Genomic DNA, 25,187 nt, shown 5'->3' with positions numbered 1-25,187 from the left:
AGTAGGGGCGTCATTTCAATACCGGAGATACCTCGACTCATGCATACGGCCATCCAGTGTGTTCGCCGCGTCCGCCGCGGTCCCTCCATCGCCCTGCTTGCCTTGCTGCTCGCGGGCCTCGCCGCCCCGGGGGCGGCGCAGGACATGGGACAACCCGGCCAACCGCAGCAGCCCGTGCAGCAGGAGCCGGAAACCACCGTCTACCAGGACTGGGAGGTCGCCTGCATCGACACCCCGAACGGCGAGCGCTGCCAGATGCAGCAGACCCTGCAGATTCAGGACGAACAGGCGCAGGGACTGTTTCTGCAGGCCACCATCCGCCGTGAAGGTGACCAGCATGTGATCGAGGTGCTGGTGCCGCTGGGCGTGGATCTGCGCCCCGGTATCCGCATGCAGGTCGATGACGCGGGCGAGGAAATGGACGCCGGCTACGTGACCTGCGTACAGCAGGGCTGTGTCGCCGGACGCGAACTGAACAGCCAGCAGATGAGCGCGCTCCGAGGCGGGCAGGCCCTGACCGTGGCCTTCCGCGCCCTGCACCAGGAGCAACCGTTCGTCTTTGACGTGTCCTTGATGGGGTTCACCGACGCCAGCAACGAGCTGAGATAAGAGCGCCAGGATCACCGCGGCACCTCCGCCAGTCAGCGACTCGATGACGCCCGCGTCTCGCTCCTCGCAACCGAGCCCCGGCTTCCCGGGACGCGCGCGGTCACGTGGCAGGCGGGCGATCGGGACTGCGGCCGCGGCCGCGCTGCTGTGGTGGGTACTCGCGGGCCACGAGGCCCTGCTGGAACCGCTGGCCCTGCTGGCGATCGTTCTGGCCGGTAGCGCCAGCCTGCTGCTGCCGACCGGCCGGCCGCTCCCGTTACGCCTGCGCGCCCTGCCCGGCCTGCTGGGCTTTTTTCTTCGCAACTCGTTTCTGGGCGGCCTGGATGTCGCGCGCCGCGCCCTGGATCCGCGCCTGCCAATCCAGCCGGCGTTCGTCACCTACCGAACCGAACTGGCCCATGGGCCACCGCTGACCCTGTTCATGGCGGTCATTAGCCTGTTGCCCGGCACGCTCAGCATTCGGCTGGAGGGCCGGTTGTTGACCCTGCATGTGCTGGATCGCGACGCCGACACCCGGGCGGCGCTGATCGCTCTGGAAAGACGCATCCGGGCCGCCTTCCGCGACCCGCGTGACCACCGCGACAAACGCAACGGGCAAACCTCGTGAGCGTCTTCTACCTGGCCGCGGCGCTGTTCCTGCTGGGCACCATCCTGCTGGGTCTCGTTCGGGTACTGCGCGGGCCGGGTTCCGGGGACCGGATGCTGGCCGCGCAACTATTCGGCACCACCGGGGTGACGATCCTGCTGTTGCTGTCGATGACGCTGGAGGAATCCGCCCTGGTGGATGTGGCGCTGGTCTTTGCGCTGCTGGCGGTGGTCGCGGCCGTGGCCTTCGTCCGCCAGCACGGCCTGCCGGAACCGCCGGATACCCCGACCCACCGCCAGCATCCCGAGTCCACGGAATCAAGGGAGTCGAACGATGATCGCTAATACCCTGACCGTGGTCCTGGTCCTGGCCGGGCTTGTGTTCTTTGCCGCCGGCACCGCCGGGCTGCTGCGCTTCCCCGACGTCTACTCGCGCCTGCATGCGTTGACCAAGGCCGACAACGTCGGGCTCGGGCTGGTGGTACTCGGACTGATGTTCCAGGCCAGCGGTCCGGCGGACATCCTCAAGCTGCTGCTGATCTGGCTTCTGGTCCTGGCCGCGGGGACCACCGCCGCGCACATGGTGGCGCAACGAACCTGGACCCACGGGGAGTTCGAGTCGGATCGATGAACGGGCTGCTGGTCCTCTTCGATCTGGTCCTGCTGGCCGGCATCGTCGGGGTGGCCTGGCGCTGCCTGGCGAGTACCGACCTGTTCCGGGCCGTGGTGCTGTTCATTACATTCGGATTGCTGCTGGCGCTGGCCTGGGTGCGGCTGGAGGCCCCGGACATCGCGCTCGCCGAGGCCGCGATCGGCGCGGGCATCACCGGTGCCCTGCTTCTGGTCACGCTGGAACGCCTGCGCAGCATCATGGCGGAACGTCGCAGTGGCCGCCCGCATACGCCCCCGCCCGACCCCACCGGGCCGCATGCCCTGCTGCGGGCGCTGCACGACCCGCCGCCCGAACGCCGGACCTTCCTGCCCGCTTTGACCTTTGCCCTGGTGGTCGGCGGCCTGCTGGTCACCGCGCTGTGGCACCAGCCGCAGTCCACCGGGCTGGAGCCGGTAGTGGATGCGCACATGGACGTCTCGGGCGTCGATCACCCGATCACCGCGGTGCTGCTGAACTTCCGCGCCTACGACACCTTCCTCGAGCTGGCGATTGTCCTGATCGCACTGCTGGGCGCGTGGTCGCTGGGGCGACATGACCTGATCCCGGCGCGTCCGGCCCCGGGCCCGATCCTGCCCGGCACCCTGCGCCTGCTGGTCCCGGTCGCGATCGTCACCGGGGTGTACGTGCTGTGGGCCGGGAGCCACGCCCCCGGCGGGGCCTTCCAGGCCGGGGCCATCCTCGGCGCGGCCGGGATCCTGCTGGTCCTGGCGCGACCGCACCAGCTGCCAATGGCGCCGGGGGTGCCACTGCGCCTGGGCCTGACCGCCGGCGTCGCCCTGTTCCTGCTGGTGGGGCTGTACGGCCTCGTGGCCGGACACGGCTTTCTCGGCTATGCGGACGCCTGGGCCTACCCGCTAATCCTCCTGATCGAGATCGCGGCGACGCTGTCCATCGCACTGGCCCTGGTGGCCCTGTTCGTGGCCGGGCGCCCGGCCGGGGACGACGCATGAACGGCCTGGCCGAAACACTGGCCCACACGCTGGCACCGGGCCTGTTGTACCCCACCGCTGGGGCCATCCTGTTCGCCCTGGGGCTGTACGGGCTGATCCGCCGGCACCATCTGGTCCTACGCATCCTGGCCCTGAACATCATGGGCTCGGGCGTGTTCATGGTGCTGCTGGGTGTGGCCGCCCGCGGCGAGGGCCCGCCGGACCCGGTGGCACAGGCCCTGACCCTGACCGGCATCGTGGTCGCGGTCAGCGCGACCGCCTTCGCCCTGGCTTTGGTGGTGCACCTGACGCGGCTGACGGGCCATGCAGTGATGCTCCCCGGGCCACCGGACGACGACGCCCCGGTGGAAGACATCTCGCGCGGCGAACATCACGCCGACGGCGGCCCCGCCGCCTCGGACGAGGATCGGCCCTCGTGACCCCGGCAAATGCCGAGTGGCTCCCGGCGGCGATCGCCGGGCTGGTCGCGCTGTCGCTGGTAGTGGCCGTATTGGCGACGGCCTGGCCGCGCCAGGCCCATCGCGTCGGCCTGCTGGGGGCGCTCGCCATCACAGCCTGGGTGCTCGGTCTGAGTGCGCTGTTCCTGAACGCCGGGCCGGATCCGGACGCCGCGGCCACACGGGTGGCACTGGGGGGCTGGGAGGCCCCGCTGGGCCTGATGCTGCATCTGGACGGACTGTCCATGACCCTGCTGGTGCTGACGGCCGTCGTGGGGCTTGCGACCAGCCTCTACAGCCTGGGCTATGTGCATGATCGGATCGAGCGGCGCCAATTCTGGCCCTTGTGGCTCTGGCTGTGGGCCGGCCTGAACATGCTGTTTCTCTCCGGCGATGCCTTCAACCTGTACATCACGCTGGAGGTGGTCTCGCTGTCCGCGGTGGCGCTGGTCGCCTTCACCGGAACGGCCGCCGCGGTCTCCGGCGCAGTGCGCTATCTGCTGGTCAACATCCTCGGCTCGCTCAGCTTCCTGATGGGGGTGGTGCTGCTGTTCGGGGAGCACGGGGTCCTCGATCTGGTGCTGCTGGAGGCCCGCACCGAAGCGGGCCCCACAGAACGCATGGCTGCCGTACTGATGACCGCCGGGCTCATGCTCAAGGCCGCGCTGTTCCCGCTGCATGTCTGGCTGGCGCCGGCCCACGGGTCGGCCCCGGCGCCGGTCAGCGCGGTGCTCTCAGGGCTGGTGGTCACCGGGTCGTTCTATCTGATCCTGCGTCTGTGGATGGGCGTGTTCGCCCCGCTGGCCACCCCGGCCTTCGGCATCCTCGTCGGGCTACTGGGCGTGGCGGCGCTGGTCTGGGGCTCGCTGCAGGCCCTGCGCGCCGGGCGCCTCAAATCGATTGTGGCCTATTCCACCGTCGCCCAGTTCGGTTATCTGCTGATCGCCTTCCCGCTGATGCTGGTGGATCCGGGTGCCTGGCGGGTGGTGGTGTTCTTCGCGGTCGTCCACGCGCTGGCCAAGGCCTCGGTCTTCCTGGCGGCGGGCACGCTGCAGCACGCCGCCGGGCATGATCGGCTGGCCGATCTCGGCGATGTACTGCGGGCGCGGCCGCGCACGGTCTTCGCCCTGGGGCTGGCCGGCGTCAGCCTGATGGGGCTGCCGTTCACTGGCGGCTTCATCGCCAAGTACCTGCTGCTGGAGGCCGGTCTGGGCACAGTACTGGCCGGCAGCGTGATCGGCGTGCTGTGGGTGCTGGCGATCGCCGGCGGCGGCCTGCTCGCGGCGGCCTACATATTGCGGATGGTGGCCCCGGCCTTTCACCGCGGACACGAAGACGCCGGCGAGGCGGTCTCGCCGTGGATGGACTGGGTACCGCTGGGCCTGGCGACCGTCGCGGCGCTCGCCGGGCTGGCCGGGACGCTGACCCTCAACACGCTCGCGCTGACGCCGGGGGCCCCCTGATGGACGGCGGCTGGCTGCTGCTCGCGATCCTGTTCAGCTCCCTCGGGCCGGGGATCGCGATCTTTTTCCTGCCCGAGCATCGCCAGGGCCTGCGTACCGCGCTGAACCTGGGTGGCGCCGGCACCAAACTGGCACTGGTCGGGGTCCTGCTGGCCGGGGTGCTGCGCGGCGACGAATACCGCTTCAGCCTGCCACTGATGCCGGGCATCGACCTGGTGCTCGCGGCCGATGCGCTGTCGCTCCTGTTCGCCAGTCTTTCGGCCGTGCTGTGGTTCGTGACCACCGTCTACGCGATCGGCTACCTGGAGGGTTCGCCCCGGCGCAGTCGCTTCTTCGGGTTTTTCTCCTTGTGCGTCAGTGCGACGGTCGGCATTGCCCTGTCCGGCAACCTGATCACCTTCCTCATCTTCTACGAGATTCTGACACTCGCGACCTGGCCACTGGTGGTCCATCGAGGTACGCCGGCCGCGCTGCGGGCCGGACGGCTCTATCTCGCCTACACGCTGACCAGCGGGCTGGTGCTGTTCACGGCGATTGTCTGGCTCACGATCCTGGCCGGGGCCGAGGGCTTTACCCCGGGCGGCTATCTGGACGGCCTGGCGGATACCCACACGATCACCCTGCAGGTCCTGTTCGTACTCCTGATGATCGGCTTCGGGGTGAAGGCCGCGCTGGTGCCGCTGCATTCGTGGCTGCCCATCGCAATGGTCGCGCCGGCGCCGGTGAGCGCGCTGCTGCACGCCGTGGCCGTGGTCAAGGCCGGCGCCTTCGGCATCATCCGCGTCGTCAACGACGTCTACGGGGCCGAACTGGCGATCGAACTGGGCCTGACTGCGGGCCTGCTGGTGGTCGCGGCCATCACGATCATCTACGGCTCCATCCAGGCCCTGCGCGCCGACGATCTGAAGCAGCGGCTGGCCTTCTCGACCATCAGCCAGGTCTCCTACATCATCCTGGGCGTGGCGCTGGCCGGGCCGCTGGGCATCATCGGCGGGCTGGTGCATCTGGTGCACCAGGGCATCACCAAGATCACCCTGTTCTTCTGTGCCGGCAACTTCGCCGAGACCCTCGGCATCCACCGCATCAGCGAGCTCAACGGGGTCGGCCGGCGCATGCCGCTGACCATGCTCGCCTTCACCCTCGGGGCGCTGGGCATGATCGGCCTGCCACCGCTCGCGGGGTTCGTGACCAAGTGGCACCTCGGGCTGGGGGCGCTGGAGTCCGGCATGCCCTGGGTGCTCGGCGTGCTCGTGCTCAGCAGCCTGCTGAACGCGGCCTATTTCCTGCCGCCGGTCATTCGCGGCTGGCTCGGGGAGCGCCGCGAGCCGTGGGAAGAGCCGCTGCGGGCACATGCCGGGCCCACCCGCTTCGAGACCCACTGGATGCTGCTGTTCCCGGTGGTCTTCACCGCCGCGCTGGGCCTGCTGGTCGGCCTGTTCGCCGGGCTGGGGCTGAGCCCCCTGGGCTGGGTCAGCCTGATCGTGCGGCGTGACTATTCACTGCCGGGGTTCGGGCTGTGAACGGCGCCCTGCTACTCGCGGTCCCGCTGCTGCCGCTGGTACTCGCGGTGTTCGTCGGACTGCGCCCGGGACGGGCACGGCTAAACCGCATGGTGCCCTGGACCGCCCTGCCCGGGCTGCTGCTCGCCGCACTGGCCCCGACTGGGCTCGAGGCGACCTTCGACAGCCTGCTGATGGGCACCCACCTGGCGCTCGATCCGACCGGCCGGGCGTTCCTGGCCCTGACCGCGGGCCTGTGGCTGGCCGCCGGGCTGTTCGCCCTGTCCGAACGCCGCGACGACCCGCGTCGCCACCGTTTCTACGTGTTCTGGCTGCTCGCGCTGGCCGGCAACCTGGGGCTGATCCTGGCCCAGGACGCGCTCGCCTTCTACCTGTTCTTTGCTCTGATGAGCCTCTCCGCCTACGGGCTGGTGGTCCACTCCGGGAAGCCGGAGGCGTGGCGGGCCGGGCGGGTGTACCTGATCCTTGCGGTGCTGGGCGAGGTACTGCTCTTCGCGGGGCTGGTCCTCGCCGTGCATTCGGCGGGGCAGTCCGGCCTGGCGGCGGTGGCGGCGGCACGCCCCGACGGCTGGGCGCTGGTGCTGCTGGTGCTGGGCCTGGGCATCAAGGCCGGGATGCTGCCGCTGCACTTCTGGCTGCCCCTGGCCCATCCGGCGGCCCCGGTGCCCGCCAGCGCTGTGCTGTCCGGGGCGATGATCAAGGCCGGGCTGCTGGGCTGGATGCGGCTGTTGCCGATCGATGCCGCCGGGCATGCAGTGCTGGGCGAGACCCTGGTCCTGCTGGGCCTGGCAGCGGCCTTCCTCGGGGTGCTGGTGGGCGTCCTGCAGGTGCGACCGAAGACCATCCTCGCCTATTCCAGCATCTCGCAGATGGGGCTGATGACGGTCGGCATCGGCCTGGCCCTGTTGCTGCCGGAGGCGCGCGGCTGGCTGCTCGCGGCCGTCACGCTGTATGCCGTGCATCACGGACTGGCCAAGGGCGCGCTGTTCCTGACGGCCGGAATGCAGAGCCAGTGCCCGGGCACCCCCCTGGCCCGGGCCGCGTTTGTCCTGTTCACCCTGTTGCCGGCCCTGGCGCTGGCCGGGTTGCCGTTCACCAGCGGCGCGCTGGCCAAGAACACGCTAAAGGGCCCGCTGGCCCCCGACGCGCTGCCCGGCTGGCTGGCGCATACGGAGTTGCTGCTGACCCTCGCCGCAGCGGGCACCACCGTACTGCTGCTGCGTTTCCTGTGGTGCTGGCAGGCCGGGCTGCGGGCACCCGCCAACGGACTTGACCGGCACCGGTGGTGGGCCTGGGGCGCGCTTGCACTGACGGGGTTGTTGCTCCCGTTCGGGGTCCTGGTCGTCGGGCCCGGCGGCCTGCCCGTCGAGCCACGGGATCTGTATGGCCTGGCCCTGCTGTGGCCGATCGCCCTGGGGCTCGTCCTCGCCGGCATCGCCTACCGGCTGATCCGTGACCGCGAGACCCCACGCGTGCCGGAGGGCGATCTGGCCGTGCTGGCCGATGCCGCCTGGAGTGCCGCCCGCCGTACCCACCGAAGCCTGGCCCTGCGACCACCCCGGCCGCACCGGATGCCGGCACGCCTGCGGCTACTGCGCCTGAAACTGCGCCAGCGTCTGGAAGACGCCGAACGCGTCCTGACGCGATGGGAGACCATCGGGCTGCTGTTCTCCGCCGCGATGCTCGGGCTCTACCTGACGTTGCTGGTCGGATAGCCCCTAACACGGGCACGAAAAAGGCCGGCCCGGGGAATTCCCGGGCCGGCCTTGCACTAGCGCCGACTTGTTCTTGAGGGCTTACCGATCAGTTCTGATCGATGAAGTCCGCGGTGAAATCGGCCACGTCATCCGCGAAGAAGTCGCGGAAGAAGTGATCGGCACCGTCCACGGTCATCAGGGTGATGTCGCCGCTGTCCTTCACCGCCTCGATCTTCTGCGGCAGGTCCGGCACCACGTCATCCTCGGAGCCGACGATCACCAGGGTCGGGATCTGCATCCCGCGGATCACCGTGGGGGTGTCGTTCTGGCGGGTCGGCTCGTAGTAGCCAAGGAAGGCGCGCGGGGTCACGTCCAGTTCCTCGCAGTAGAGGAAGCGCACGTCCTCCATCAGGGTCTCTTCCTGATTCATGCGCTGCAGCTCGCGGGCACGATCCAGCATGACCTGCAGCGGCAGGCCGCTGTCCTCCTCGAACTCGGCCGCGGCCTCGTCCTCGTCATAGGTGGATGCGGCCACCAGCACCAGGGCGCGAATACCGTCCGGGTCGTGCTCGGTGAGGTAACGGGCGATCTGGTTGCCGCCACGCGAGTGGCCGAACAGGGTGACGGGGCCATAGCCCTCGTCCTGCAGCCACTCGTGCCACAGGCTGACCTCCTGCAGATGATCATCGACCCCGTGGCGCACCGGGGCGTCGCACTCGAACATGCCCTCGCGCGCTTCGATGCCGTAGCTCAGGTTGATCGACAGCGAGTTCAGCCCGTGGTCGGCCAGCAGATCCTGCACCGCCGCCATCACCTCCATGCGCCCGTGCGCCAGGGTACCGTGCAGCATCAGGACCACGCCGTCGGAGGGGCTCGCGCCCATGCCTTCCTTCATGTGACCGATCAGCGTCCGGTCCTCGTGCTCCAGCGTGACCTTCTCCGCGGCCATCGCCGAGGTGGTAAACATTCCGGCGAACGCGACGGCGGTCAGTGCAATCCAGCGGGACATGGGCATTCCTCCTGTGACTGTTGGTCCGGAAATAGACTCGTTCGTGTTGGGAAAATTCCACCACGCGACCGAAGACCGGCCTGACAGCGCCGGCGCCTCGGCGCATGATAGGACCATCCGGACCGACTGCCTGGCCATCACCTCCCCGGGAGACGCATGAGCGATCGCGACCCGTCACGCGACTGGCACGCACTGAAGACCGACGCGGTGCTCCGGCACCTGGAGGCGAGTGATCGCGGGCTCGCATCCAGCGATGCGCAGGAACGGCTGCAGCAGGTAGGCCCCAACCGTCTGCCGGAGACCGCGCGTACTGGCCCGCTGAAGCGCTTCCTGCTGCAGTTCCACAACGTGTTGATCTATGTGCTGATCGCCGCGGCCGTCGGCACGGCGTTTCTCGGGCACTGGCTGGATACCGGCGTGATCCTCGGGGTGGTGCTGATCAACGCCATCATCGGCTACATCCAGGAAGGCAAGGCCGAGAAGGCCCTGGACGCCATCCGCCAGATGCTCTCGCCCCGCGCCCAGGTGCTGCGCGACGTCCAGCGCCGCAGCATCCCGGCGGAAGAGCTGGTCCCCGGCGACATCGTCTATCTGCAGGCGGGGGATCGCGTCCCGGCGGACCTGCGCCTGACTGGCGCGCACAACATGCGCATCGACGAGGCTGCGCTGACCGGCGAATCGGTCGCCAGCGACAAGCAGACCGACCCGGTGCAGGCCGAGGCCGACCTGGGCGATCGGCGGTGCATGGCCTACTCCGGCACCCTGGTCGCCTTCGGCCAGGGGCGCGGCGTGGTGATCGGCACCGGGGCCGATACCGAGATCGGCCGCATCTCCACCATGATCGGCGAGGTGGAGACCCTGACGACGCCGCTGCTGCGCCAGATCGCGCAGTTCGGCCGCTGGCTGTCGGTGGCGATCGGCATACTGGCCGCGGCCACCTTCGCCTTTGGCTTCTGGGTGCGCGACTACGACCTGGTGGAGACCTTCCTCGCGGCGGTCAGCCTCGCAGTCGCGGCGATCCCCGAGGGCCTGCCGGCGATCATGACCATCACCCTGGCGATCGGGGTACAGCGCATGGCCGCGCGCCACGCGATTATCCGCCGCCTGCCCGCGGTGGAGACCCTCGGCTCGGTCACCACCATCTGCTCGGACAAGACCGGCACCCTGACCCGCAACGAGATGACGGTGAAGAGCATCGTCACCACCGCGGCGGAGTACGAGCTGACCGGGGTGGGCTACGAGCCGCACGGCGGGATTACCCGCGACGGCCAGGAGGCCGATCCGGAATCCGACCCGCTGCTCGCGGAGATCCTGCGCGGCATCCTCCTGTGCAACGATGCCGAGGTCTACCCGAAGGACGACGCCTGGACCATGGAGGGTGACCCCACCGAGGGGGCCCTGATCACCGCGGCGATGAAGGGCGGGCTGGACCCGAAGCTCGTGAACAAGGAATTTGTGCGCGACGACGTGATCCCGTTCGAATCGTCCTACAAGTTCATGGCCACCCTGCACCACGATCATGAGGGTCACGCCTTCCTCTTCCTCAAGGGCGCGCCAGAACGCGTGCTGTCCCTGTGCAGCCACCAGCGCACTAAAGATGAGGATGAACCGCTGGACTCCGAACACTGGCAACAGTGGATGGATGATGTCGCCGCCCGTGGTCAGCGCCTGCTCGCTCTCGCTACCCGGCGCATGGAAGGGCTCCGTCGAGAGCTCGAGTTTGGCGACATCGAGAACGGGGGGCTCACCCTGGTCGCTGTCTGCGGAATCATCGACCCGCCGCGTGAAGAGGCGATCGAAGCGGTGGCTCACTGTCAGGGAGCCGGGATCCGCGTGAAGATGATCACCGGCGATCACGGCGTCACCGCACGGGCGATCGCCGACGAACTGGGCATCAACACCAAAGGCGGTGTGGTGGTCGGCCACGAACTGGACAACACCTCGGACGATGACCTCAAGGCGATAGTCCAGCGCGTCGACGTATTCGCCCGTACCACACCGGAGCACAAACTACGCCTCGTGCGCGCGATTCAGAGCCACGGCGACGTGGTGGCCATGACCGGTGACGGCGTAAACGACTCCCCTGCACTCAAACGCGCCGATGTTGGTGTGGCCATGGGGCTGAAGGGCACCGAGGCCGCACGCGAGGCCTCCGCAATGGTACTGGCCGACGACAACTTCGTCTCCATCGCCAATGCGGTCGAAGAAGGCCGAACTGTCTACGACAACCTGAAAAAGGCGATCATGTTCCTGCTGCCCAGCAACGGGGGGCTGGCCTTCACGATCGTCGCTGCCATTTTGCTGGGTCTGACCCTGCCGCTAACTCCGGTGCAGGTGCTATGGGTCAACATGGTCAGCGCAGTTACCCTCGGCTTGGCGCTGGCCTTCGAACCTACCGAGCCGGGCGTCATGCAACGCCCTCCTCGCCCGCCCAATTCGCCTATCTTGTCCGGCTTCCTGCTCTGGCGCGTCAGTTTCGTGTCCACCCTGCTGGTCGCCGGCGCCTTTGGCCACTTCCTGTGGCTGGAGCAGCAGGGGGCGGAACACGAGTTCGCCCGCACGGTGGCCATCAACACCCTGGTGATGGGGCAGCTGTTCTTCATGCTTACCAGCCGTTCTCTTCTGGCGCCTGCTCTCAGCCATGCAAGCCTCGTCGCCAGCCGACCGGCCCTGGTCGCAATCGGGATCCTGATCGTACTGCAGAGCCTCTTTACCTACGCCCCGCCACTGCAGCTGCTGTTCGGCACCACCGCCATCGGCCTCGAGGAATGGGCCCGCATCCTCGCCTTCGGCCTGATCCTGTTCACTCTGGTCGAACTCGAAAAGACGCTGCTGCGCCGGCGTGGTTTCAACCCCCACCAGTAAACGCCTCCCCCGAGACGCCGCAGCGGCCCAATCGGGTCGGCCTGCCGCCCCGGCCCCGCCTGGCATGGGTTCACTCCCGAGGGCGCCATTCGACGGCAAAACGTCGCGGCTGCAAGCGCGAATAAACCCCGCGTCATCCCCGTTTCGTACACGTCTTCTCGATATCGAGCATGATCCGACCCGCCAAGGCCAACGCCCACATGCCTCTAGGTTCGGATTCAGTCGGCGCTGACTTCGACTCGGTTGCGTCCGCCCTCCTTGGCGGCATACAGGGCGAGGTCCGCGCGCTTGACGATGTCGCGGCTCTGATCGCCCTCCCGGTATACCGCCACGCCGAAGCTGGCAGTCACATGGCCATAGTCGCGGATCTCCAGGGCCGCGATCGCCGCGCGCAGCCGTTCCGCCAGACGCGCCGCACCCTCGAGATCGGTGTTGGCGGCCAGTACGAGGAATTCTTCACCCCCCCAGCGACCCGCGAGATCGGTGTCGCGCATCTGGGTCGAGACAGTCGTTGCAATTCTCACCAGAACCTCGTCGCCGGCATCGTGTCCCCAGGTGTCGTTAAAACGCTTGAAATGGTCGATATCGAACATGACCAGCGCGCAAGGTCGACCGTAGCGTTCGGCCGCGGCAACCTCCTGTTCGATCGCCCCCTCCATGCGATAGCGATTCCAAAGGCCGGTGAGATGGTCACGGGTAGCCAGACGCTCGAGACGCTGATTGAGCTGACTGATCTCGCCGGCCGCGATCAGCACGGCCAGATCGCTGGCCAGGTCGGTCGCCGCACGCAGTTCGACCGAGAGCCAGCGGGCACTTTGTCCGCGCACGGTTTCCTTCCAGGAAGCGAAACTCTCGCGCGGTGACAATCGGCCGCTTTGCCGGTCGATGGTCTTTTCCGGGTTGCCGGCCCAGATACGGGTTTCGGCCTTCTCCGACCGGAAGAACAGCAGCCAGGCGTGACGTGCATTCCGGATCGGCAAAGGTACCGCCAGCAAGCCCGCGGCCCGGGCGGGCTGACAGAACGCGCCCAGCCCGGTCCGGCCGAGCTCGCTTGACGACCAGGCCAGTTCGCCGGTGCGATGCTTGTTCAACCAGGCGACAATGCCATTGATCGACTCGGCATCCGGCACAGTGCCCACGCCGGCGCTCTGATCGCCGGCGGCCAGCACCGCACCACTCGCCCGGAACACCTGGAGCCAGTCCTTGCCGTGTCGCTCCAGCAGTTCTTCCGGCTCGGGAAACTCACCCCGCTCGTCGACCAGGACGTCGCGGCTTTCATTGGCGCGCTGAATCAGCACGGCGTCGTCGCGGGCCTGTATCAGTTCCAGCTGGAAACAGGCCGTCTGCACCATGGCGCGCAGGGCATCACGTAGCGCCGGCGACAGAATGTTGGGCGAAGCCGCGTGGCAGGCCAGCAGTCCCCACAGCCGACCATCCAGATGCAGTGCAATCGACATCGAGGCGACCACGCCCATGTTGGCCAGATAGGTGACATGGATCGGCGCGACCGCGCGCAGGATGCCGTGCGACAGGTCCAGGGCGGAATCATCGGCCGGGTCGCTTTCGGGGACGAGCGGCACGGCTGCGGCCGATGCATCCGGGATGTCACGCACGTGCTTGATGCTGTAGAGCTGACGCACCTGGGCCGGTATGTCGCTGGCGGGAAAGTGGTGGCCGAGGTAGCTATCGGCCCCGGCGGACAGGCTTTCGGCGACAACGCTGCCGTTCCAGTCCTCGTCGAACCGATAGATCATCACCCGATCGTAGCCGGCCAGTTCGCGCACCAGGGCGGTGAGCGCCCGCAGCAGCCCGTCACGGGTCGTATGACCGGACAGCTCCGTCTGCCAGTCGGCCATGGCGCCAAACAGCCAGCGCTCGGGATTGCCGGAAATCGGTTCGAGTTCGGCCACCACTCGCGCACCGCTGCGATACGAGAGCAGACGAAACCGCTGTGACCGGCCGCGGATCCGCAGCGACACGATCATCGCACCGTAACGGTTCGGGGACTCAAGCTGGGTGCGGATCTGATCGAGCCAGCGGCGCGTGAACAGCCGCTCGGGTGTCATGGCGAACGCATCCGCCACCCGCACACCGAGGATGGATTCGAGGTTGGCGCTAACCTGGCGAACCTCCTGGAGCTGCTCGTCCATGGCAATCAGCGCACCATGCGGCTGAATCGCTCCCGGGATATGCACCGGCTCGCGCTCGCAAGCCTCGAGCGCGGCGACCAGTTCCGGCTCGTCCATATCCTTCATCTCCTTCGCGGAGTGACAGCGGGCAATGAATTTATCGCATTTCGACAGTGCGTTTCCTGCTGTCGAAAGCATCCAGCTCGGCCTGGTAGTCGGCGAACGCCTCTCGGGCGCCTGCTACGGCCTGCTCGAGAGCATCATCGACTTCCAGCTCGCGGTCGAGCGTTGCCAGCAAGCGACCAAAGTCGTCGGGCACGATGGCCTCGCCGAAAAAACGGCAAGGCACCGTATCGCCCAGGCTGGAATGGATGCACCGGGCAATCACCGCACTGCCCTGACGCGATCCCTCCAATACGTAAACCCGGCCCCACCAGGCCGCACGTCCATCCGAAAGGTCCGGCGGCCTCTGCGAGACCGGGGGGACGGGCTGGCCCAACTCGACCAGGTCCGCTTCCAGTCGCGCGAGACGTGGTGACAGCTCGAATCCCGACTCCGCATGATGGCGGCTTGCATGAACCCGCCACTCCAGTCGGGCATGCGGTCGGTGCATGGCCGCAAGCGATTCCGCGTACTGCTCGCGGGTAAGCGCGCGACCGGTCAGCTGCTGCATCAACCGGTGCTGATCCAGCGCCTTGTGCGCGGGCGCCGTGCCCCTGCGCAAGGCCTGGTGCGCGCGCCCCCGGTGATACCTTCTCATTGCATGAATGGTAGCAGCTTGCGCCGAGCCTGTGCCGTCCAGCATTCCGAGTACTGGGGCTTTCGCGCCGATATTCCTCGAGCCCCGGCTTGATGCCTTCGGGTCCAGTCCCGGATGGCAGGAAGGGGACGCAGTCGCATGGGGCACCGTCGCAGGGCCGCTGCGCTCCCCGATTCATGGGACGACCCGAGTTTCCAGGGCGTGCCAGACCCCCACCCGCTCGTTGAACGGCTTGATCGCTTCATTCGACACACACCTACCCGGATCGCGGAGTTGCGGGGACCGCCCGCGGTGGAACCCTGGCAGGCCGCGAGACACGCCCCTGACCCCCTTGGGATGGTAAAGTGCCGACCCAGCGCGGGCCACGAGTGGCCAGCCCCCTCATCCAAACCGAATTCGTCGCAGGAGCACCATGGCGCAGTACATCTTCACCATGAACGGCGTGGGCAAGATCGTCCCGCCGAAGAAGTACATCCTCAAGGACATCAACCTGAATTTCTTCCCGGGCGCCAAGATTGGCGTGCTGGGCTACAACGGCGCGGGCAAATCTACCCTGCTGCGCATCATGGCAGGCGTGGATACCGACATTGTCGGCGAGGCGCGCCCGCAGCCGGGCATCCACATCGGCTACCTGTCGCAGGAGCCGCAGCTCGACGAGAACAAGGATGTCCGCGGCAACGTGGAAGAGGCCGTGGCCCCGGTCAAGGAAGCCCTGGCCGAGCTGGATCAGGTGTATGCCGCCTATGCCGAGCCGGAGGCCGACTTCGACGCCCTGGCCGCGAAGCAGGGCGAGCTGGAGGCGAAGATCGAGGCCGCCGACGGCCACAACCTGGAGCGAAAGCTGGAGGTGGCTGCCGACGCCCTGCGCCTGCCGCCGTGGGATGCCGACGTGAAGAACCTCTCCGGGGGGGAACGCCGCCGTGTGGCGCTGTGCCGGCTGTTGCTGTCCAACCCGGACATGCTGATCCTCGATGAGCCGACCAACCACCTGGACGCCGAATCCGTGGCCTGGCTGGAGCGCTTCCTGCAGGAGTTCCAGGGCACCGTGGTTGCGGTGACCCATGACCGCTACTTCCTCGACAATGTGGCCGGCTGGATCCTCGAGCTGGACCGTGGCCAGGGCATCCCGTTCCAGGGCAACTACTCGCAGTGGCTGGAACAGAAGGAAAAGCGCCTGAAGCAGGAAGAAAAATCCGAGGCGGCCCGCGTGAAGGCGATGGAGTCCGAACTGGAGTGGGTGCGCTCCAACCCGAAGGGCCGTGGTGCCAAGAGCAAGGCCCGCCTGAAGCGCTTCGAGGAGATCGCCTCCACCGACTACCAGAAGCGCTCCGAGACCAAGGAGATCTACATCCCGCCGGGCCCGCGTCTGGGCGACAAGGTGCTGGAGGTGGACAACCTGTCCAAGCACTTCGGCGATCGCGTGCTCTACCAGGGCCTGTCTCTCTCCGTTCCGCGCGGTGCGCTGATCGGTGTGATCGGCCCGAACGGCGTGGGCAAGACCACCCTGTTCCGCATGATCGCCGGCCAGGAACAACCGGACGAAGGGACCATCGAGCTGGGCGAAACCGTGCAGCTGGCCTATGTCGACCAGAGCCGCGATGCCCTGCAGGACGAGAAGACCGTCTGGGAGGAGATCTCCAACGGCCAGGACATCATCCAGGTCGGCAACTTCCAGATGCCGTCACGCGCCTACGTCGGCCGCTTCAACTTCAAGGGCACCGACCAGCAAAAGCGCATGAAGGATCTCTCCGGTGGGGAGCGCAACCGCGTGCACCTGGCCAAGCTGCTGCAAAGCGGCGGCAACTTCCTGCTGCTCGACGAACCGACCAACGACCTGGACGTGGAGACCCTGCGCGCGCTGGAAGAGGCGCTGCTGGACTTCCCCGGCTCCGTGATCGTGATCTCGCATGATCGCTGGTTCCTCGACCGCATCGCCACGCATATCCTCGCGTTCGAGGAAGACGGCAACGTGGTGTTCTTCGACGGCAACTACCAGGAGTACGAGGAAGACCGCCACAAGCGCCTGGGCGCCGCGGCCGACCAGCCGCACCGGGTCAAGTACAAGCGACTCGCCTCCTGATCCACCCCGAAGGCCCGGCACCCGCCGGGCCTTTTGGTTTCTGCCCTTCACCTACGCGAACCCTTGAAAGCGTCCCGGCTCGCAAAGGGCCACCACGGCAAACCAGGGGGGCAGGCAATCGGCTCGAAGCTCACCGCCCAATCCAACACCACGGCGAGCGGGCTCGAGCGGCTTGTGGGACGATCTGGGTACCGGCTCCAGTCACCTGCGAGGCGCCGGGGTCAGAGCGTTGCTGTGTGAAGGACGCGCGGGCGCATGCGGCCCGGTGGTCCGAGACGCTTCGCATACAGCGCATACGCCTGCGCGTTGGGCGCCCGACCCAGCCAGAGACTACCCGCCCCGCGGCCGGGTGTTCTCGACAAATTCTTCGGTAAACGCTGCCAGCTCCGCATCCTCGATCAGCCCCTCGCGCCGCATGCACGTGAACTGGTCCAGCGCCTTCGAGCGGGCGTGGCCATCGAAGATGAACGCAAGCCGCTTGTCCGCTGCGCGCATTTGCTCGTACAGGTCCAGAAAGCGTTCGTGATTCGACCGGTCGTCCTGTTCCATCGTCGCCCGACAATCGGCCAGGGCTCGTTCGCAGTAACGATCCAGCGCGGTTTCCTTCAACCGGCTGAACCGCTTCCAGTCCGACTCCTTGATCATTCCGGCCGCCTCCTGAAACTCGATACGTCAGGTGGTCAGGCGGGTGCGCGCCCAACCACCCGAAAATAATGCAACGGCTGCGCTTGGCCCGCCAAGCCTACCGGCGATCGCAGGTCGCGGTCAGGCGCCCGTCCACCGGCTCCCCCGTCATCTCCATATCCGCGAATCGGCCGTCGGCCTGCAGTTCGCTGCCGTCGATCTGGATCAGCGGCTCGGCAGCACCTCCGGCGGCACTAATCCACTGCTGGCCCATGCGGGTCCGATTGGCCTCCAGCACCTCGCCACCCGCACGAAAGTCCCCAAACTGCAGCGACACCGAGTGCGTCAGCATCCCCGCAACCGCATTGCGCGAGGCGAATACCCGCAGCGGGCCGCGATCCGTATCCGCGCGCGCCACCAGCGTCTGGTAGCGGTCATCCGACTCACCCGAGAAATCACAGACCTCCATCTCCAGCACGTACTCATCGCCCTCCAGGACCAGTGTCGCGGCCCCGGCCGCGTGGGCATTCCCGGAAACCAGCGCAACGGAAAACAACGAGACCAGACAGGCGGGCAGGACCAGCGCTCGACGCATACGGAAGCTCCTTCGCATGGGTGGGGGTATGCCGGAAGCTTACCCCATCACCCCGCGAAGCTCCTGCCTCCTGCCATGCGGTCCATCCCGACGGCCGTGCCCCAGTTTCTGGTCGTTGGCCGGCGATGCGGATTCCCTTCGTTCGGGATGTGGTCCATATTCGGGTTAGCGGCCGGATTGCCCGGCCGGCCTGCCTTCGGGACGGAGGGCGATGCAGGGATCCATCAGCAGTACAGGAAGCGCGGGGTCCGCGGACGGCCGCGAGAGACGACAGGCCCAACCCGAGCGAATCGCGACTTGTCGCCTGCAGCTGCACCCGGGGTTCACGCTGGACGACGCTGCCGCGATTGTTCCCTATCTCGCGCGGCTGGGGGTTTCGCATGTCTATCTTTCGCCGATCCTGCAGGCGGTGCGCGGCAGCACCCACGGCTATGACGTGGTCGACCCCTCGCGCGTCAACGAAGAGCTTGGCGGCGAGCCAGCACGCCAGCGCCTGTGCGCGGCGCTGGCGGCGGCCGGGATGGGCCTGGTACTGGACATCGTGCCCAATCACATGGCGGTGGCCGGGGACCAGAACCCGTGGTGGTGGGATGTGCTGGAGAACGGCCCGTCCAGCCCGTTTGCGACGTACTTCGACGTCGACTGGGAGTCCTCGGAGGAGCGCTGGCCAAACAAGGTCCTGCTCCCGGTGCTGGGCGATCATTACGGCCGTGTCCTCGAGGCCGGCGAGATCCGCCTGCAATATGGCGCCGGGCTGTTCGACCTCGCCTATTACGAGCACCGCTTCCCGCTGGACCCCTCCTCTCTCAACGAGCTGCTCGCCCGCGCCTGTCGCGCCACGGGTATCGAACTGCTGGGCTTTCTCGCGGAATCCTGTGCACGCCTGCCACAGCCGCATCTGATCGCACACCATTCGGTGCAACGGCGCCACCGCGACCAGGACGTGATCCGCCAGCTTCTGGACGACACGACCCGCCAGAACCCGGCGGCCGCCGAGGCGATCGCGACCGAGGTCGAGCGGATCAACGCCGACCCCGATGCCCTGGATGCGCTGATCGAGAAGCAGAACTACCGGCTGGCCTGGTGGCGCACCGCCGGCCGCGACCTTGGCTACCGGCGGTTCTTCGACATCAACGACCTGGCCGGGCTGCGGCAGGAGAAGGAGGAGGTCTTCCAGGCCGTGCATGCGTTGCCGGTCCGCTGGGTGGCGGAAGGCTCGGTGCACGGCCTGCGGGTCGACCACCCGGACGGACTGCGCGACCCCCGGCAGTACTTCAGCCAGTTGCACCGCGCCTGTCCGGACACCTGGATCGTCGCCGAGAAGATCCTCGAGCCCGGCGAGCAGCTGCCGGACGACTGGCCAATCGCCGGCACCACCGGCTACGACTTCCTCAACCGCGTGCAGGGGCTGTTCGCGGACCCGGCCGGCGAGACCCCGCTGACACGGCTGTTCGCGGAGCTCACCGGCGAGGAGGCCGACTACCCGGGACTGATCTACGAATCCAAGCGACAGATACTCAAGGACCTGCTCGGCAGCGAACTCAATCGCCTGAGCTCGCTGTTCGTGGATATCTGCGAACGCCACCGCCGCCACCGCGACTACACCCGTCACGAGCTGTACCTCGCCCTGCTGGAGGCGGCGGCCTGCTTCCCGGTCTACCGCACCTATGTCACCCCACGCGAAGGCGGCGTGACGGCGGCCGACGTCGGCTGCGTGGAGACCGCGATCCAGCAGGCCGCCGAGCGCCGCCCGGAGCTGGACAGCGAGCTGCTGCAGTTCCTGCGCAACCTGCTCCTGCTAAGCATCCCGGGCGAGCGCGAGACCGAGCTCGCCCTGCGCTTCCAGCAGCTGACAGGCCCGGCGATGGCCAAGGGCGTGGAGGATACCGCGCTGTACCGCTTCCACCGCCTGACGGCACTCAACGAGGTCGGCGGCGACCCGGGAAGCTTCGGGTTGTCGGTGGACGAGTTCCACGAGGCCAGCGCCCGGGCCCGGGCGCTGCACCCCGAGGCGATGCTGGCCACCTCAACCCATGACACCAAGCGCAGCGAGGACGTACGCGCCCGCCTGCTGCTGCTCTCCGAGATGCCGGAGGCCTGGGCCAGGAGCGTGCGTCGCTGGATGCGTCACAACGCCTGCCACCGCAGTGGCGGGTGGCCGGACCCGGCCACCGAGTACCTGTACTACCAGACGCTGCTCGGTGCCTGGCCGATCGACGCCGAGCGCATGACGGCCTACATGGAAAAGGCCTCACGCGAGGCCAAGCAGCACACCAGCTGGACCCATCCGCAGGAGGACTACGAGCAGGCCCTACGCGATTTCGTGGCCGGCACCCTGGACGACCCGGGGTTTCGCGAATCGCTGGAGTCGTTCCTGCAGCCGCTGGTCGGCCCCGGCCGCACCAACAGCCTGGCGCAGACCCTGATCAAGCTCACCGCACCGGGCATCCCGGACATCTACCAGGGCAGCGAGCTGTGGGACCTGAGCCTGGTCGACCCGGACAACCGCCGCCCGGTGGACTTCGACACGCGGACCCGCCTGCTGGAGGAACTCGCGCACCTCTCGCCGGCACAGATCAACGCCCGCGGCGACGAGGGCCTGCCCAAGCAGTGGGTGGTGCACCAGGCCCTGGCCCTGCGCCGCCGCCACCCGGAGTGGTTCCGCCCGGATGCGGCCTGTACCCCGCTGCGCGCCAGCGGCGAACGCGCCGGGCACGCGGTCGCCTACCTGCGCGGCGAAGGGGCGCTGGTGCTGGTGCCGCGCCTGACACTCGGGCTGGCGGGCGACTGGGGCGGCACCCGGCTTGCGGTTCCACCCGGCACCTGGCACAACCGCCTGTCCGGCGCGGCGTTGCAAGGCGGCGACTACCCGGTCGCGGAGATCCTCGATGCGTTTCCGGTGGCCCTGCTCGAACGCGAGGAGGCCACGTCATGACCACCGTTAGCGTGTGGGCCCCCGAGGCGCATCAGGTCGAACTGGAGTGCGGTGGCAGCCGCATGCCAATGGACCGCCGCGCGGACGGCTGGTGGTCGCTGCAGACCTCGCGGGTGGTGCACGGCAGCGACTATGCCTTCCGCGTCGACGGCAACGGCCCGTTCCCCGACCCGCGCTCCGCCTGGCAGCCGCAGGGCGTGCACGGCCCGTCGCGCTGGCTGGAGCATTCCCGCTTCGTCTGGAACGACGCCGGCTGGCAGGCGCCGCCGCTGGCTGCGGCGGTGATCCAGGAGATCCACGTCGGCACTTTTACCCCGGAAGGCAGCTTCGACGGCGTGATCGACCGCCTCGATCACCTGGTCGACCTCGGCATCACCCACCTGGAGCTGATGCCGGTGGCGGCATTCCCCGGCGAGCGCGGCTGGGGCTACGACGGGGTCGACCTGTACGCACCGCACCACGCCTACGGGGGCCCCGATGGCCTGAAACGGCTGGTGGATGCCTGCCACCGCCGCGGCATCGCGGTGCTGCTGGACGTGGTCTACAACCACCTCGGACCGGATGGCAACTACCTGGCGCAGTTCGGCCCCTATTTCACCGACCACTACCAAACCCCGTGGGGCGACGCCGTGAACCTCGACGGCCCCGACAGCGATAGCGTGCGCCGCTTCTTCATCTCCAACGCCCTGATGTGGCTGCGCGACTACCACCTCGACGGCCTGCGCATCGACGCGGTACACGCGATTGTCGATACCTCGGCCACCCATTTCCTGGAGCAACTCGCCGCCGAGGTGCAGCGCCTGGGGCGGGCGCTCGGGCGGCATCTGGTGGTGATCGCGGAGAACGACCGTAACGACCCGCGCGTGGCGCGGCCGGTAGAGGCCGGCGGCTACGGGCTGGACGCGCAGTGGAACGAGGACTTCCATCACGCACTGCATGCCCTGCTGACCAGGGAATCCGACGGGTACTACGCGGACTTCGGACGCCTCGCGGATGTCGCCCGGGCGCTGACGCGAGGCCTCGTCTATGACGGGCGCTACTCCCACTATCGCCGGCGTACCCACGGGCGACCGGCCTCCGACCTGCCCGGCCGGCGTTTCATCGGCTGCCTGCAAAACCACGACCAGGTTGGCAATCGGGCCCTGGGGGACCGAATCAGTGAAGGCGTCTCGCCGGGACTACTGAAGATTGGAGCGGCCCTGGTGATGACCAGTCCCTTTGTGCCCATGCTGTTCCAGGGGGAGGAATGGGCGGCCGCGACGCCGTTTTTGTATTTCACCGATCACACGGACGCCGACCTGGGGCGCGCGGTGACCGAAGGCCGCCAGCGCGAGTTCGCGGCCTTCCGCCGGGGCACCGATCCCGGCAACGTCCCGGACCCGCAATCCATCGAGACCTTCGAACAATCCCGCCTGGACTGGGACGAGCTCGAACGCGAGCCGCATGCCGACATCTTGCAGTGGTACCGGGCCCTGATCGCCCTGAGGCATGCCCACTCGGCGTTCGGCGACGACCGTCTGGAGGCGATCGAGGCGCATTTCGACGAGGCGGCACGCTGGTTGATCGTGCACCGGTCGGGACTGCGGGTGGTGTGCAACCTGCACCCTGCCCCGCAACGGCTGGCGTGCCCGGGCGTCGCGGCCGGGCACCTCCTGCTCCAGTCCGATACAGGTATCGTGGTGGGTCCGGACGCCCTGGAGCTGCCCGGCGAGTCCGTCGTGATCCTGGACGCGCCTGCCCCCTCCTGCCTGCCCGGCCAACCGTCCATGTCAAAGGAGTGATCCAGTGACCGTATCCGACCGCCCCGTAAACCGCATTGACGGCTACCTGCCGATCGAGGAGCACGGCCTGATCGGGAACTGCACGACTGCCGCCCTGGTCGGTCGCGACGGGACCATCCCCTGGATGTGCGTCCCCCGCTTTGACTCCGAACCCTTGTTCTGCGCGCTGCTGGATCATCAACGCGGCGGCGCCTTCACCGTGGCCCCGGAACCCCTGGTCACCTCGCACCAGCGCTATATTCCGGATACCGCCGTCCTGATCACCGAGATGACCGGACCAGAGGGGCGCGTCCGGGTGACCGACTGTCTGCCCCTGCGCGCAGGGGCAGACCTCTCGGAGGACGCACCCGCCGGACGGAATGAGCTGCTTCGCCGGATTGAGGTGCTGGAGGGCCGGGTACACCTGCGGGTCCGCGTTACTCCCCGGGGCGGGGCGGATTTGTATCCGCACGGGGCCGGGCTGGGCCTGGCGTTGCACCGCCAGCCCGACCTGGAACTGGCCCTGAGCTCGTCCCTGCCGCTGGAGGACGCGGACAGCCTGCATGAACTGGAGGCCGGGGAGCAGCATCACGTGCTCCTCGGGTGGGGGCCGCATACGCATCGGTTCCAGCCCCGCACTCCGCAGGACCTGCTCGAGGCCACCCTGCTGGTCTGGCGACGCTGGATGACGCACTTCAGCTATGAAGGGCCTCGCGAGGACCTCGTCCGCCGCTCGGCTGTCACCCTCAAGCAGATGGACTACACCGCGACCGGGGCCATGATCGCGGCACCGACATCCTCCCTGCCGGAGGCGATCGGCGGCCCGCGCAACTGGGATTACCGCTACGCGTGGATCCGCGATGCGGCGTTCTCGGTGTATGCGATGAGCGATATCGGCATGACCCACGAGGCCGCCGGGTTTATCGGCTGGGCCCTGGACGCCGTCGATCGCGCGGGCTGGCCCCGGGTGCTGTACGACGTGGACGGCCACCTCCCGCAACCGGAGCGCAGCGATCCCGAACTGGAGGGCTACCGTGGTTCGGGGCCCGTGCGCTGGGGGAACGGCGCGGTCGAACAGCGCCAGCATGACGTGTTCGGGGAGATCCTCGATTGCGCCTGGCGCTGGGTACGCTGGGGCGGCACGCTGGACGATCACCTGTGGCAGCGCCTGCGGCGCCTGGTCCAGTCCGCCAAGACCGAATGGAAAAACCCCGACCACGGGATCTGGGAGGTCCGCACAGCCGGACGACCGTTTACCTACTCCGCCGCCCTGTGCGCGGTCGCGCTGGAGCGCGGGGCCGCGCTGGCCGAGAGCAACGGCGTGCAAGGCGACAGTGCGCTCTGGCGTTCCGAGGCGCGGCAGATCCACGAGGCGATCCTGGAACAGGCCTGGGACCCCGAACTCCAGAGCCTGACCGAACATCTGGGCGGCGGCGGCATCGACGCGAGTCTGCTGGCACTACCCGGACGCGGCGTCATCCCCGCGGATCACCCGAAGATGGTGGCCACTACCGAGGCCGTCGTCCGGCGCCTGGGTGCCGGCAACGGCCTGCTCTACCGCTATCTGCCGGAGGAATCCCCGGACGGACTGCCCGGGCACGAGGGTGCGTTTGTGCTGTGCAGCTTCTGGCTGGTCGACAATCTGGTCGGGCAGGGTCGACTGGAGGAGGCCCAGGCGCTGTACGACTCCCTGTGCGACCGCACCAATGCGCTGGGTCTGCTCCCGGAACAGATCGACCCCGCTAGCGGCGCTTTCCTCGGCAACTTCCCGCAGGCGTTCAGCCACGTCGGCCTGATTTCGAGCGGCATCAAGCTCGCGCGGGCGCTGGAGCGAAGCCGGGAGCGTTGAGAACAGTCAACTCACGTTAAGCGGTGCCCGAGGCCCGAAAGGCCTCCGGACTGGGGAGACACCCTCTTCAGGCGGTCGGCATCATCGAGGAGTGGTGATGGACGATCTTCCATCCCCCGTCGCGATTCTCGTAGACGAAGGTGTAGCGCGCGGGGACTTCCTTGGTCTCACCGCCATCCGTCACGCGAAAGGTGTAGGTGCCGGCATCGGTGAGCTTGTTGCAGCCAAGCTTCACGTTGCGGGTGTTGATCGTCCCAAAGGGCTTCTTCTCCAGGAAGTGCTCGAAGTAGTCCTGGATCTCGGCGTGCGTGGTGCGCGGGACGTTGGAGACGGTCGGGAGCAGAACAGCGTCCTCGGCATAGCGCTCGGCGACCTTGCGCGCGTCACCCGTCTGCAGGGCCGCGTTCCAGCCCTCGAACAGTTCCTCGGCCAGTCGGCGGGTCGCCGGCGCACAGACCACGCAGCTCTCGTTGGCCGGGGTATCGATCGCGCCGAACCGGGGATCACCGCCGGTCCCGGTCACCGGATGGTGCTGGTCGCGGTGCGAGGCGCTCAGGCTCAGGCGCGCGCGCGGCGCCTGGTCGGCGTTGATGAACTGGGTGCCGCTGATACGCGGTCGGCTGCTCGTGGTCACTGACTGATCTCCG

20 protein-coding genes are annotated in these 25,187 nt (G+C 68.0%); 14 read left to right on the top strand and 6 right to left on the bottom strand.

The genetic code is table 11. The annotated features are described in order from the left end of the window. The first annotated feature begins 39 nt into the window (after nucleotides 1–39). Genes F622_RS0111225 through F622_RS0111185 form a run of 9 tightly spaced genes read left to right on the top strand, consistent with a single transcriptional unit; the run spans nucleotide 40 to nucleotide 7,952 of the window. Nucleotides 40–609 carry an invasion associated locus B family protein gene (locus F622_RS0111225; protein ID WP_019571990.1) on the top strand — a complete coding sequence of 190 codons (570 nt, stop codon included), beginning with the start codon at nucleotides 40–42 and terminating at the stop codon, nucleotides 607–609. A gap of 43 nt (nucleotides 610–652) precedes the next feature. Beyond that, complete coding sequence (locus F622_RS0111220) at nucleotides 653–1,216, top strand: Na+/H+ antiporter subunit E (protein WP_019571989.1); 564 nt, start codon at nucleotides 653–655, stop codon at nucleotides 1,214–1,216. Further along, nucleotides 1,213–1,539 (top strand): monovalent cation/H+ antiporter complex subunit F, encoded by a 327-nt coding sequence (locus F622_RS0111215; RefSeq protein ID WP_019571988.1) that lies wholly within the window; start codon nucleotides 1,213–1,215, stop codon nucleotides 1,537–1,539. Before F622_RS0111220 ends, F622_RS0111215 begins: the two co-directional genes overlap by 4 nt. After that, nucleotides 1,529–1,825, top strand: coding sequence for a monovalent cation/H(+) antiporter subunit G (locus F622_RS0111210; protein ID WP_019571987.1), 297 nt, complete (start codon nucleotides 1,529–1,531; stop codon nucleotides 1,823–1,825). Before F622_RS0111215 ends, F622_RS0111210 begins: the two co-directional genes overlap by 11 nt. Further along, nucleotides 1,822–2,817, top strand: coding sequence for a hydrogenase subunit MbhD domain-containing protein (locus F622_RS0111205; RefSeq protein WP_019571986.1), 996 nt, complete (start codon nucleotides 1,822–1,824; stop codon nucleotides 2,815–2,817). The genes F622_RS0111210 and F622_RS0111205 overlap by 4 nt, the downstream gene beginning before the upstream one ends. Then, on the top strand, nucleotides 2,814–3,236 hold the full coding sequence (locus F622_RS0111200) for a cation:proton antiporter subunit C (RefSeq protein WP_018649842.1): 423 nt from the start codon (nucleotides 2,814–2,816) through the stop codon (nucleotides 3,234–3,236). Before F622_RS0111205 ends, F622_RS0111200 begins: the two co-directional genes overlap by 4 nt. Next, complete coding sequence (locus F622_RS0111195; RefSeq protein ID WP_019571985.1) at nucleotides 3,233–4,717, top strand: complex I subunit 5 family protein; 1,485 nt, start codon at nucleotides 3,233–3,235, stop codon at nucleotides 4,715–4,717. The genes F622_RS0111200 and F622_RS0111195 overlap by 4 nt, the downstream gene beginning before the upstream one ends. Then, nucleotides 4,717–6,237 carry a complex I subunit 5 family protein gene (locus F622_RS0111190; protein ID WP_019571984.1) on the top strand — a complete coding sequence of 507 codons (1,521 nt, stop codon included), beginning with the start codon at nucleotides 4,717–4,719 and terminating at the stop codon, nucleotides 6,235–6,237. Before F622_RS0111195 ends, F622_RS0111190 begins: the two co-directional genes overlap by 1 nt. Then, complete coding sequence (locus F622_RS0111185) at nucleotides 6,234–7,952, top strand: complex I subunit 5 family protein (protein ID WP_019571983.1); 1,719 nt, start codon at nucleotides 6,234–6,236, stop codon at nucleotides 7,950–7,952. The genes F622_RS0111190 and F622_RS0111185 overlap by 4 nt, the downstream gene beginning before the upstream one ends. 88 nt (nucleotides 7,953–8,040) lie before the next feature. Here F622_RS0111185 and F622_RS0111180 read toward each other — a convergent pair whose 3' ends face one another. Next, entirely contained in the window at nucleotides 8,041–8,943 is a 903-nt protein-coding gene (locus F622_RS0111180) for an alpha/beta hydrolase (protein ID WP_019571982.1), read from the bottom strand. Nucleotides 8,944–9,099: 156 nt separating this feature from the next. Between F622_RS0111180 and F622_RS0111175 the strand changes: the two genes are divergently transcribed. After that, nucleotides 9,100–11,808, top strand: coding sequence for a cation-transporting P-type ATPase (locus F622_RS0111175; protein ID WP_019571981.1), 2,709 nt, complete (start codon nucleotides 9,100–9,102; stop codon nucleotides 11,806–11,808). 218 nt (nucleotides 11,809–12,026) lie between these two features. On the opposite strand, the gene F622_RS0111170 is transcribed toward F622_RS0111175, so the two are convergent. Together F622_RS0111170 and F622_RS0111165 are read right to left on the bottom strand one after the other, a co-directional pair. Further along, nucleotides 12,027–14,054, bottom strand: coding sequence for a sensor domain-containing diguanylate cyclase (locus tag F622_RS0111170; protein ID WP_026331574.1), 2,028 nt, complete (start codon nucleotides 14,052–14,054; stop codon nucleotides 12,027–12,029). Between the two features lie 40 nt (nucleotides 14,055–14,094). Next, on the bottom strand, nucleotides 14,095–14,742 hold the full coding sequence (locus tag F622_RS0111165; RefSeq protein ID WP_019563272.1) for a biliverdin-producing heme oxygenase: 648 nt from the start codon (nucleotides 14,740–14,742) through the stop codon (nucleotides 14,095–14,097). A gap of 367 nt (nucleotides 14,743–15,109) precedes the next feature. Here F622_RS0111165 and ettA point away from each other — a divergent pair, with 367 nt between their 5' ends. Further along, a complete protein-coding gene (gene ettA, locus F622_RS0111160; RefSeq protein ID WP_018168610.1) occupies nucleotides 15,110–16,777 on the top strand; it encodes an energy-dependent translational throttle protein EttA in 1,668 nt (555 codons plus the stop codon). Nucleotides 16,778–17,107: 330 nt separating this feature from the next. Here ettA and F622_RS0111155 read toward each other — a convergent pair whose 3' ends face one another. Next, entirely contained in the window at nucleotides 17,108–17,422 is a 315-nt protein-coding gene (locus F622_RS0111155; protein ID WP_018168609.1) for a hypothetical protein, read from the bottom strand. 97 nt (nucleotides 17,423–17,519) lie between these two features. Beyond that, the gene (locus F622_RS0111150; protein ID WP_018168608.1) at nucleotides 17,520–17,996 is read right to left on the bottom strand and encodes a hypothetical protein; all 477 of its coding nucleotides are present in this window, start codon (nucleotides 17,994–17,996) and stop codon (nucleotides 17,520–17,522) included. A 211-nt stretch (nucleotides 17,997–18,207) separates the two neighbouring features. Here F622_RS0111150 and treY point away from each other — a divergent pair, with 211 nt between their 5' ends. Genes treY through F622_RS0111135 form a run of 3 tightly spaced genes read left to right on the top strand, consistent with a single transcriptional unit; the run spans nucleotide 18,208 to nucleotide 24,540 of the window. Beyond that, entirely contained in the window at nucleotides 18,208–20,931 is a 2,724-nt protein-coding gene (gene treY, locus F622_RS0111145) for a malto-oligosyltrehalose synthase (protein ID WP_018168607.1), read from the top strand. Then, nucleotides 20,928–22,712 (top strand): malto-oligosyltrehalose trehalohydrolase, encoded by a 1,785-nt coding sequence (gene treZ, locus F622_RS0111140; protein ID WP_019571979.1) that lies wholly within the window; start codon nucleotides 20,928–20,930, stop codon nucleotides 22,710–22,712. Before treY ends, treZ begins: the two co-directional genes overlap by 4 nt. A 4-nt stretch (nucleotides 22,713–22,716) precedes the next feature. Beyond that, the gene (locus F622_RS0111135) at nucleotides 22,717–24,540 is read left to right on the top strand and encodes a glycoside hydrolase family 15 protein (RefSeq protein ID WP_019571978.1); all 1,824 of its coding nucleotides are present in this window, start codon (nucleotides 22,717–22,719) and stop codon (nucleotides 24,538–24,540) included. A gap of 67 nt (nucleotides 24,541–24,607) precedes the next feature. On the opposite strand, the gene F622_RS0111130 is transcribed toward F622_RS0111135, so the two are convergent. Further along, complete coding sequence (locus F622_RS0111130) at nucleotides 24,608–25,174, bottom strand: SgcJ/EcaC family oxidoreductase (RefSeq protein ID WP_018168604.1); 567 nt, start codon at nucleotides 25,172–25,174, stop codon at nucleotides 24,608–24,610. Nucleotides 25,175–25,187 lie beyond the last annotated feature (13 nt).

The sequence above is a fragment of the Thioalkalivibrio sp. ALMg3 genome, assembly GCF_000381225.1.
GTDB classification, from domain to species: domain Bacteria; phylum Pseudomonadota; class Gammaproteobacteria; order Ectothiorhodospirales; family Ectothiorhodospiraceae; genus Thioalkalivibrio; species Thioalkalivibrio versutus.
This window is presented reverse-complemented; position numbering and strand designations above follow the sequence as displayed.